The 9819-nt window shown below is 70.1% G+C and carries 10 protein-coding genes; 2 read left to right on the top strand and 8 right to left on the bottom strand.

What is annotated here, in order from left to right; genetic code table 11:
- Positions 1-75 precede the first annotated feature (75 nt).
- The 5 genes from IQ458_RS17780 to IQ458_RS17760 all read right to left on the bottom strand — a co-directional run bounded on the left by IQ458_RS17780 (position 76) and on the right by IQ458_RS17760 (position 4911).
- Complete coding sequence (locus IQ458_RS17780) at positions 76-741, bottom strand: Vgb family protein (RefSeq protein WP_203323653.1); 666 nt, start codon at positions 739-741, stop codon at positions 76-78.
- Between the two features lie 47 nt (positions 742-788).
- Positions 789-2009: a helix-turn-helix domain-containing protein gene (locus IQ458_RS17775; protein ID WP_192198047.1), complete on the bottom strand. Its 1221-nt coding sequence runs from the start codon at positions 2007-2009 to the stop codon at positions 789-791.
- Between the two features lie 101 nt (positions 2010-2110).
- Positions 2111-2503, bottom strand: a complete 393-nt coding sequence (locus tag IQ458_RS17770) for a DUF6165 family protein (RefSeq protein ID WP_203323652.1) — start codon at positions 2501-2503, stop codon at positions 2111-2113.
- A 62-nt stretch (positions 2504-2565) separates the two neighbouring features.
- Positions 2566-3612, bottom strand: coding sequence for an NADP-dependent oxidoreductase (locus IQ458_RS17765; RefSeq protein ID WP_203323651.1), 1047 nt, complete (start codon positions 3610-3612; stop codon positions 2566-2568).
- Between the two features lie 9 nt (positions 3613-3621).
- Complete coding sequence (locus IQ458_RS17760; protein ID WP_328805224.1) at positions 3622-4911, bottom strand: MFS transporter; 1290 nt, start codon at positions 4909-4911, stop codon at positions 3622-3624.
- A 75-nt stretch (positions 4912-4986) separates the two neighbouring features.
- On the opposite strand from IQ458_RS17760, the gene IQ458_RS17755 reads away from it, so the two are divergent.
- Complete coding sequence (locus IQ458_RS17755) at positions 4987-6033, top strand: AraC family transcriptional regulator (RefSeq protein ID WP_203323650.1); 1047 nt, start codon at positions 4987-4989, stop codon at positions 6031-6033.
- A 27-nt stretch (positions 6034-6060) separates the two neighbouring features.
- Here IQ458_RS17755 and IQ458_RS17750 read toward each other — a convergent pair whose 3' ends face one another.
- Genes IQ458_RS17750 through IQ458_RS17740 form a run of 3 tightly spaced genes read right to left on the bottom strand, consistent with a single transcriptional unit; the run spans position 6061 to position 8336 of the window.
- A complete protein-coding gene (locus IQ458_RS17750) occupies positions 6061-7026 on the bottom strand; it encodes an alpha/beta fold hydrolase (protein ID WP_203323649.1) in 966 nt (321 codons plus the stop codon).
- A gap of 54 nt (positions 7027-7080) precedes the next feature.
- Entirely contained in the window at positions 7081-7986 is a 906-nt protein-coding gene (locus IQ458_RS17745; protein ID WP_203323648.1) for a hypothetical protein, read from the bottom strand.
- A 2-nt stretch (positions 7987-7988) separates the two neighbouring features.
- Positions 7989-8336: a PadR family transcriptional regulator gene (locus tag IQ458_RS17740; RefSeq protein ID WP_203323647.1), complete on the bottom strand. Its 348-nt coding sequence runs from the start codon at positions 8334-8336 to the stop codon at positions 7989-7991.
- Positions 8337-8553: 217 nt separating this feature from the next.
- On the opposite strand from IQ458_RS17740, the gene IQ458_RS17735 reads away from it, so the two are divergent.
- Complete coding sequence (locus IQ458_RS17735) at positions 8554-9804, top strand: efflux RND transporter periplasmic adaptor subunit (RefSeq protein WP_235996954.1); 1251 nt, start codon at positions 8554-8556, stop codon at positions 9802-9804.
- Positions 9805-9819 lie beyond the last annotated feature (15 nt).

The following is a 9819-nucleotide window of genomic DNA, read 5'->3' as shown; positions in this document are numbered from 1 at the left end:
CCCCTTTTTCAAAGGGGGAGGCAAAAAGCGTGAAAGGGCAAGTGCGGTGCTTGGTTCAGTGGCCCGCGCCGGGCATCACGCGGCGTGTCGTGGCCTGCGCACCGCGCGGACCTTGCCGCTGCCGCCGCCACCGGCGTAGAACAAATCCGCGCCATCGGACTCCAGCCCGCTCACGTTGGTGCCGGCCGGCATCTGCAAACGTTCCAGCACCTCGCCACTGTCGGGATCGATGCGGCGGATCTCGCTCTCGTCGCCTTCCCAGGTGCCATGCCAGAGTTCGCCGTCCACCCAGGTGACGCCGGTGACGAAGCGGTTGGATTCGATGGTGCGCTGGATGGCGCCGGTGGCCGGATCGATGCGATGAATCCGGCGATCGCGGTAACGGCCGACCCACAGGCTGCCCTCGGCCCAGGCCAGTCCGGTGTTCCCGCCCACGGCGGGAGCTGGAATCGTCGCCAAGACCTCGCCGCTGGCCGGATCGATCTTCTCGATGCGCGAATCGGTGATCTGGTACAGGTACTTGCCGTCGAAAGCGGTGCCGGCGTCGCAGGGACGCTCCAGCTTGCGAACCGCGGCGCCGCTGTCCGGATCGATGGCCACCAGGCGCTCGTTGGTGGCGGCCCAGATGCGGGTGCCGTCGTAGGTCACGCCATGCACGCCTTCGAGATGATCGAGCGGGTATTCGCGGACGATTTCGGCGGCCTTGGCCGGGGTGGCGGAACGGGAGGAAGTGCGGGTCATGGCCTGGCTCCTGCGTGGTGCGCCAGTTGCGGCGCGATGGAGACACTCTAGCCAGCGGGCAGGGTAGCGGGGAGTAACAAGATCGTCGTGAATCCGGTGAGCGGCGGCGCCACCCAGCGCCGGGCACGGGCACGCCCGACCGCGCGCGCGCGGCCACCGGCCTCGAGCTCGGCGAGCGCGCGCTGCACGGTGCGCTGGCTGGTATCCAGCGCCAGTGCCAATGCCGAAGTGGACCAGGCCGCGCCATCGGCAAGCAGCGCCAGCAGTTCGGCCTGTTCGCTTTCCAGCGGCGGCACCAGCAGCGCCACTTCGCGTGCGTCGTGCGGAATCAGCGCAAAGCCGCGCGCGGTGGCTTCGATGCGCGCCAGTGGTGCCGCCAACGCGCGCAGGCGGCCGAGTTCCACCCGCAGGCGGGCGCGGTGGGTCTCGTCCGGATCGCGTGTGCGGAACGCCTGTTCGATCAGGTGCTCGCGGCTGGCGTCGCCCGGCCAGGCTTCGGCCAGCACGCGCGCCAATGCGAACAGCACCGGCCGTCGCGCCAGCGGATACCAGGCGCCATCCCGACGCAGTCCGCGCCGGCAGGCATCGATCACCAATGCGCCGGAAGCGAGCAGGGTTTCCACTTCGTCCAGTCGCAGCGACTGTTCGCCTTCGGTGTGCCGGCGCCGCGCCGCGGGACGGGCCAACAGCGAACGCGCGTCGGCCACTTCCGCACGCAGGGCGGGAATGCCGGCGTGGAGGGCGGCTTCGTCGGCACGCTCCAGTGCGGCGCGTGCCGCGCCGGTACGCAATCCGCGCAGGGCCAGTTCGGCGCGCACCAACTGCGCGATCGCGGCCAGCGCCGGCGACAGCCGGCCGCGCGCCAGTACCGCCAGGGTGGCGGCGGCGGCGTCCAGGCGCCCGAGCAGCAACTGCCTGCGCGCCAGCACCAGGCGGCCTTGGCTGGCGTTGACGTGATCGGCCTGCGCTTCCAGGACGGCGACGGCGTTCTCCAGCGCACGCGGGGTGGCGTCCAGATCCCGCATCGCCAGCGCGACTTCGGCTTCTGCGACCACGCATCGCGCGCGCGACAGCGGTTCGCGCGCACCGAAACCGCGTGCGGCCCGGCGCAGCAGTTCGCGCGCGCGCGGATGCTCGCCCAGTTGCGCCATCGCGATGCCGCGCAGCGCCAGCGCCGGCGGATCCTCGCGCAGGGCCACGCCCTTGAGCGCGCCCAGGGCATCGCCGGTGGCGAGGGCGCGTGCGGCGGCGGTGATCAGGGCGTCCATCGCGACAGGCTAACCGGTCACGATGGCCGGAGCGAACAAGGACGGCGAAGCCGGCCCATCCGCGCACGCAGCCGCGGGATGTGGCGTGTGGAACCGCGCGCTCAGCCCTCGGCGCGGTATTCCTTCTCTTCGATGAAGGTCGAGCCGGCCTGCTGGTTGATGGCGTTCTTCAGGCCCACGCGATGACCGTTGTGCTGGGCGACCGCGCGCGCCAGCTGGATGAAGGCGTCATCGAACACCTGCGCGGCTTCCTTTTCGCGCAGCGCGTCCTGCACGTCCCACATGAGTTCGTTGGCCTGCTTCAGCTGCACCTTCAGCTCGGCCATGGTCGGATGGCGCTCGGCGATCGGCGCCCACAACGGCAGAAGATCCTGCAGTTCGGCGAGCACGTTGCGGCGCTTGCCCTCGTCGGCGATGCGCTCGGACTTGATCTCCAGGATGGTGATCTTGTCCGCCAGTTCACCGATCGACACCGGTACCCGAATCGAATCCACGTCCGTTCCTGCGTTGGGAATTTGCGCGGATGATAGCGGATCGTCCAGGTCGGACGGGGCGGTCAGTCCGCCACCCGCACGACCAGCTTGCCGAAGTTGTGGCCCTGCAGCAGGCCGGCGAACGCGGCCGGCGCCTGTTCCAGCCCGTCCACGACGTCCTCGCGCAGGCGGATGTCGCCGTTGGCGAGCCAGTCCCGCATGTCGCGGCGGAACGCCTCGAACCGATCCGCGTAGTGGTCCAGGATGATGAAGCCCTGCATGCGCACGCGCTTCTGCAGGATCGTCGCCAGCAGCTGCGGCCGCTGATCCACCGCGCCGGCGGCGTCGCGATCGTTGTAGTGGGCGATGAAGCCGCACACCGGCACGCGCGCGTGCAGGTTGAGCAGAGGCAGCACCGCGTCCAGCACTTCGCCACCGACGTTCTCGAAGTACACGTCGATGCCGTCGGGACAGGCGGCGGCAAGATGTTCGGCCAGGTTTCCCTCGCGCCGATCCAGGCAGGCGTCGAAACCCAGTGCCTCCACCGCGAAGCGGCACTTGTCCGCGCCGCCGGCGATGCCGACCACGCGCGCGCCTTTCAGCTTGGCAAGTTGGCCGACCACGGCGCCGACCGCGCCGGTCGCCGCGGCCACGACCACCGTCTCGCCCGCGCGTGGCTGGCCGATGTCGAGCAGTCCGACGTAGGCGGTGAAACCGGGCATGCCCAACCCGCCCAGGGCGAGCGACGGCTGGGGCAGGCCATCCAGCGAGGCCAGATCGGATCCGTCCGACAGGGCGTAGTCCTGCCAGCCGGCGTTGGCGAGCACGATCTGGCCTTCGCGGAAACCGGGATGGCGCGAGCTCTCGACCCGGCTGACGGTGCCGCCGACGATCACCTCGCCCAGCGCCAACGGCGGCGCATAGCCCGGACCGATCTCGTCCATCAGGTTGCGCATGTACGGATCCAGCGACAGGTGCAGCGTGCGCAACAGCACCTGTCCTTCGCCGGGCACGGGCACCGGCTCGCGGAGCAGACGGAAGTCGGTCGCCGCCGGCAGGCCGCGCGGACGCGCGGCCAGGGTGATGCGGCGGTTGAGCGGCGTTTCGGCGGAATCGGCGGGCAGGGACATGCGGAAGGCTCAGTGGAAACCGGGACGGGAAGGCAGTGCTTCGTCCGCCAAGTTAGCCGGACGCGGGCCGTGGCGCAGGGTCAGCAGGGTGCCGAGCGTCATCATGACGACCGCGAACAGCGGACCGCCGATCGCGCCGACATGATCCACCAGCAGGCCACCGCCGATCGCGCCAGTGGCGATGGCGATCTGGAACGCGGCCACCAGCAGGCCGCCCGCGCCTTCGGCCTGATCCGGCGCGGCGCGGATGATCCAGATCTGGAAACCGACCGGGAACGCGCCGAACGCGAAGCCCCACAGCGCGATGGCGATCGCGGTGACGATCATCGAGTGCCCGGCCAGCAGCAGGCCGATCGCCAGCAGCGCGATCAGGGTGCCGCCGAACACGATCGCGGTGCGCTCGCTGCGTCCGGCCAGGTAGCCGCCGGCGAAGTTGCCGAAGAAACCACCGATGCCGTAGGCCAGCAGGATCGCCGAGATCGCGCCGACCGACAGGTGGGTGACGTTCTCCATCAGCGGACGCAGATAGGTGAAGCCGGCGAAGTGGCCCGAGATCACCAGCAGCACCGCCAGCAGCGCCATGCGTACGCCCGGCCGGCCCAGCAACTGGCCGAGCACGCGCAGATCCGGGTTGGCCGTCGGCGGCAGCGAGGGCAGGGTGAAGATCTGTGCCAGCAGCGTGATCACGCTGACCACGCCGGCGGCGACGAACGCGCTGCGCCAGCCCCACAGTTCGCCCATCCACGCGCCCACCGGCGCGGCGCAGACGGTGGCGACCGAAACGCCGGTGAGGATGAACGACATCGCGCGCGGGAATTTCGATTCCGGCACCAGTCGCATCGCCAGCGCGGCGGCCATCGACCAGAATCCGCCCAGCGCCACGCCCAGCATCACCCGCGCCGTGAGCAACGGCCACAGGCTGTCGGCGACGACGGCCAGCGCGTTGGACAGCACCAGCAGCGTCGTCAGCGCCAGCATCACGTGCTTGCGGTCGATGCGGCGGGTGAGCAGCGGAATCGACGGCGCGGCGATGGCGCCGATCAGGGCGGTGGCGGTGACGGTCTGCCCGGCCGCGCCTTCGCTGATGGACAGATCGGAGGCCAGCGCGGTGAGCAGGCTGGCCGGCAGGAATTCGGCGGTGACCAGGCCGAACACGCCCAGCGCCAGCGCGCCCACGGCGGCCCAGCGGGCGGGGACGTCGTCGCCGGCGATGGTTGGGGAAGCGGTGTCGGCAAGCGGGGAACCGGGCTCATCCAGCAGGCCGTCGGCGGTGCAGTCGGAACAGGAGGGGGAAGACACGGGCGAGGGAATCCGGGGGAGCGGACGGGCAGATTAGGCGTATGATGCTGGCGTTTCCATGCCGGAAAGGCCGATATGCTTGCTCATTCGTCCAGGATTTCGAACCCCGCCACCCCGCATGGCGAGGCCGAGGCGCCGGCCGGCGGACGCGACATGCTCACCCGGGTCCTGCTCGACCTGCGCCTGGACGGCGTCGAATACGGCCGCTGCGTGATGCAGGCGCCGTGGGCGATCGCCTTTCCGGCCAGCCGCGAGGCGCGCTTCCATTTCGTCGCCCGGGGCGGCTGCTGGCTGAAGCTGCCGGATGCGGACTGGGTGCGCCTGAACGCGGGCGACGCGGTGCTGCTGCCGCGTGGCGGTTTCCACGTGCTGGCCAGCGCGCCGGACGTGCCGACGATGGACATCGACGCGCTGGCGCGGGTGCCGGTGTCGGAGAACATCTACCTGGTCAAGACAGAGCACGACGGCGATGCCGATCCGGAAGCCAGCACCGTGATGTTCTGCGGCAGCCTGCGCTTCAACCTGGATCCATTGCATCCGCTGCTGGCGATGATGCCGGACATGATGCGTGCCGGCGAACTGGCGCAGCGCGATCCCACCGTGCCGGCGATGCTGGAGGCGATGGAGCGCGAAGTCGCGCTGGATCGCATCGGCGCGTGCGGCATCCTGGCGCGGCTCGCCGACGTGCTGGCCGCCAGCATCATCCGCGCGTGGGTGGAGTGCGGATGCAGCGATTCCTCCGGCTGGATCGCCGCCGTGCACTGCCCGTCGATCGGCAAGGTCGTCGCGGCTATCCACGCCGAACCCGAACGCGACTGGACGGTGCCGGAGCTGGCCGGCCTGATGGGCGCGTCGCGATCCCGCTTCGCCGAGGCGTTCACCCGCACGCTCGGCGAGACACCGGCGCGCTATGTCGCGCGGATCAAGATGTTCCAGGCGCGGCGCTGGATCGCGCAGGACGGCATGCGGGTGGCGGTGGCGGCCAATCGCCTGGGCTACGACTCCGAAGCCTCCTTCAGCAGGGCGTTCAAGCGCATCATCGGCCAGTCGCCCGGCGCGCTGCGCAGCGAGCATCTGCACGCGCGACCGCGCGCGGCGTTCGAGGCGCGCGCACCGCGCTGATCGTCGCGCGGTGCGGCGTGGTGCCGGTCAATGCTTGCGGACCTCATCGAGCCGGATCTCATCAAGGATCCGGCGTACCGCCCCGGCGACCACGGCCGGATTCTCGTACGGGATGACATGGCCGGTGTTTTCCGCGACCACCAGGAAGCCGTGCGTGGACAGGGTCGCCAGATCTTCCTGCCACTCGCGCCACTGGAGATCCTCCGCGTTCGGCGGCGTCTCGGTCTTGCCGCGCCGGATGACCGCCAGCGGCAGATCGCCGAGAGTGCCGTAGCCATGCGCCTGCCGCATCGCGGCGGGCACGCGATCGAGCGCTTCGTATTCCTGCTTGACCGTGGCCAGCACGCGCGGCAGGAACGCCACCACGATGTCGGGCTCGACGTCGGCCGGCAGCGGCACGACCGGACCGTCGCCCTGCGCCTTCTTCAACCCGGCATCGATTTCCGCCGCCAGGCCCGTGCGGAATTGCGCCGCGCCCGGAGTGAACAGATACGGCTCGGGACTGGCATCCACCAGCACCAGGCCGGCGACCTCGTCCGGATATTCCCGCGCGTACAGCCGCGCCAGCAGTCCGCCGACGGAATGGCCGACGATCACCAATGGCGTCCGCAATTTCTTCGCGGCGATCAGTGCGTGCAGATCCGCCACCATGTCCTGTTGCGTGCGGGCGCCGGGAACCGGATCGCTCCAGCCCAGTCCCGCGCGGTCATAGGTGCAGGCGCGGGCGAACGGCGCGATGGCGTCCTGCGCCTTGGAGAAGCCCGAATGCGCGGTGTACTGCGACAGCCCGGCCTCGAACAGCACGGTGGGAGCGGCCGCGTCACCCTTGCAGTCCAGGTGCAGGCGGCGTCCGCCGATATCCACGAGTTCGCCCGGCGCGGGTGGCGGAACGAACGCGGGTGGAGACGGAGCGGATTCATCCGCGAAAGCGAGGTTGGCCAGGCCCAGGTTGGCCGGAATCAGGGCGAGCGAAAGCAGACACGCGCGAAGCATGGCGGGACTCCTTGGCAAGGGAAGCGGGAAGGCCGGCGGCGCCGGCCGGTGGTGTCAGCCGGAAAGATCCGGCACACGGATGCGGGTGCGGCCGCGATGCAGGCGGACCCCCAGGTCCACCAGCATGATGACGACGATCAGCGCCAGGATGCCGCGCGCACCCTGATCGGTCGGCGTGGCCTGGAACATGCGGCCGGCGGTGACCCACCAGAGCAGCAGTGCGATGAAGGCCGCGCTGGACACGATCTCCAGCTTGCGCATGAGCGGCGACCAGCGTCCCTGCACCAGTACGCAGGCCAGGATCGCGAAACTGGCCGCCCACAACGGCAGCACCGGCCAGGCGCGGATCCGCAGGAAATCCGGATCCAGCGCCAGCACCCGCGGCAACGCGCCGGGCAGATGCGGTACCAGCCAGGGCAGCGATACCACCACGGCCACGCCGATCACGAACCACGCCAGGCCGAAGGCGAGCGCGCCGCGGTTGACGCGTTCGGGATCGACCGCTCGCGGTCGCCAGCGCGGCTTGAACCAGCCGCGCTGCCGCAGCCACGCGGCGAGCAGGCTGAACATGATCATGAAGCCCGGCCACCAGAACGCGCCCAGGCCCGGACCCAGCCACCAGCCGGCCAGCGGCAGGCGGCCGTCGAACACGTGCGGCAGGCTGATCGCCCACTGGATGGCGAGGCCGATGATCGCGATCAGCGCGAACTTGCCGGTTTCCTGCGGAGGAATGGCGACCAGGCCCGGCGGGCGGTAGCGCGTGGCCACCTCGGCCGGCGTACCGAATTCGCGCAGCAGCGCCAGCACCATCGCATCGTCGGCGCGCCGGCCTTCGCCATCGGCGCGTTCGGCCAGCATCTCGGCGAGCAGGCCACGCAGTTCCAGCCCGATTTCGTTGCGCTCGCGTGCGGGCAGGCGGCGCATCACATCGATCACATAGGCATCGATCACGTCGTTCACGTTCATTTCCTGTCCCCTTGCAGCAGTCCACCCATGGTCCCGACCAGCGAATCCCAATAGGCCTTCAATTCGGCGAGCATCGCCTCGCCCGCGTCGTTCAAGCGGTAATAGCGGCGTGGCGGGCCGTCCTCGATCCGCCACTCCGAGGCCAGCACCCCTTGGCCTTCCAGACGCCGCAGCAGCGGATACAGCGTGCCTTCCTCGATCGGCATGCCACGCTGGGCCAGCGCCTGCCGCAGCGAATAGCCGTACTGGAACTCGCGCAGCTGCGACAGCACCGCCAGCACCAGCACGCCGCGCCGCAGCTCCAGTTCCAGCTTGGATCCCGGGTTGTCGCGCGCTTCCACCATGTTCCACCCCGTAAAGTTTGGCGAACAGTACTTTGTGTCACACAGTATGTAAATCCCGGGAAGCAACTTGCCGACGGACGGCGCCAGGACGCCCGGTGGCGGACGCCGAAAGTACGAAAACGGACAGGCCGGCGTGCCCAGAGGGAAAGAATCTTCCACTGAATCAATCAGTTGAGCGCGCATCGCGATTGGCACGCGGCATGCTCTTCAAGGGGACATGGACATCGCCCGCCCCCAGACCCGCTCCGCATCCCGCCGCCGCCTGCTGCTTGTCGGCGGCCCGATTCTGTTCCTGGCGGCGGTCGCCGCCGTCGCCGTGCTTGGCGTGGGCCAGGCCGCGCCCAAGGTCGAGCGCGGCAGCCTGTGGATCGGCGACGCCGAGCGCGGCGACATGGTGCGCGAGATCCGCGCCACCGGCACGCTGGTGCCACGCGACATCCGCTGGATTACCGCCGGTGCCGTCGCCACGCTGGAGCAGGTGCTGGTGCAGCCCGGCAGCCGGGTGGGCGCGGACACGGCGATCCTGCGCATGGTCAATCCGGAGCTGACCGCCAACCTGGAAAAGGCCGAAGCGGCGCTGGCGGGCGCCGAGGCCGAAGTCGCCTCGGTGCGCACGTCGCTGGCCTCGCAGTTGCTGGACCAGCAGGCGCAGCAGGCGCAGGCGGAGTCGGAATGGCGCATCGCCGAGGTCAAGGCGCAGGCCTACGAGCGCGCGCATGCCGCCGGGGTGATGTCGAAGATCGATCTGCGCCAGGCGCAGATCACCGAGACCACCCAGCAGGGACGCGCGGAAATCGAAACCCGGCGCGTGTCCGCGTTCCGCCAGAACATGGCCGCGCAACTGCGCGCGGCGCAGGCGCGGCGCGACGAAGCCGCCAGCACGCTGGCGATCGCGCGCCAGCAGGTCGCGGCACTGGACGTGCGTGCCGGCAGCGATGGCATCCTCCAGCAGATCGACGTCGAACCGGGCCAGCAGGTCCCCGTCGGCGCCAAGCTCGCACGGGTGGCGCGTCCGGATGATCTGATCGCGCGGTTGCAGGTGCCCGAAGTGCTGGCCAAGGACCTGTCGCTGGACCTGGCGGTGAGCGTGGACACCCGCAATGGCGTGGTCGAGGGTCGGCTCACCCGCATCGATCCGGCGGTACGCAACGGCAGCGTGACCATCGATGTGGATCTGGGACGCAAGCTGCCGCCCGGCGCGCGCCCGGATCTGTCGGTCGACGGGCGCATCCGCCTGGGCGTGCTGCGCGACGTGATCAGCATTCCGCGCCCGGCGCTGGCCGTGCCTGGCAGTCCCGGCACCCTGTTCGTGCTGGACGGCGATGGCGAGGCCCGCCAGACCGCGGTGCGCTTCGGCGCCGCCTCCAGCGATCGCATCGAAATCCGCAACGGTCTTCGCCCCGGCGACCGCGCCGTGCTTTCCGACACCAGCCAGTGGGCGCCGTACCCGCGACTGCGTTTACGCTGACCTTTCCCAGGAGCC

Origin of the sequence: Pseudoxanthomonas beigongshangi (assembly GCF_016820515.1) — a bacterium.
In the GTDB taxonomy this organism is placed as follows: Bacteria; Pseudomonadota; Gammaproteobacteria; order Xanthomonadales; family Xanthomonadaceae; genus Pseudoxanthomonas_A; species Pseudoxanthomonas_A beigongshangi.
Note: the sequence above shows the minus strand (reverse complement) of the source record. Positions and strands in the feature narration are given on the sequence as shown.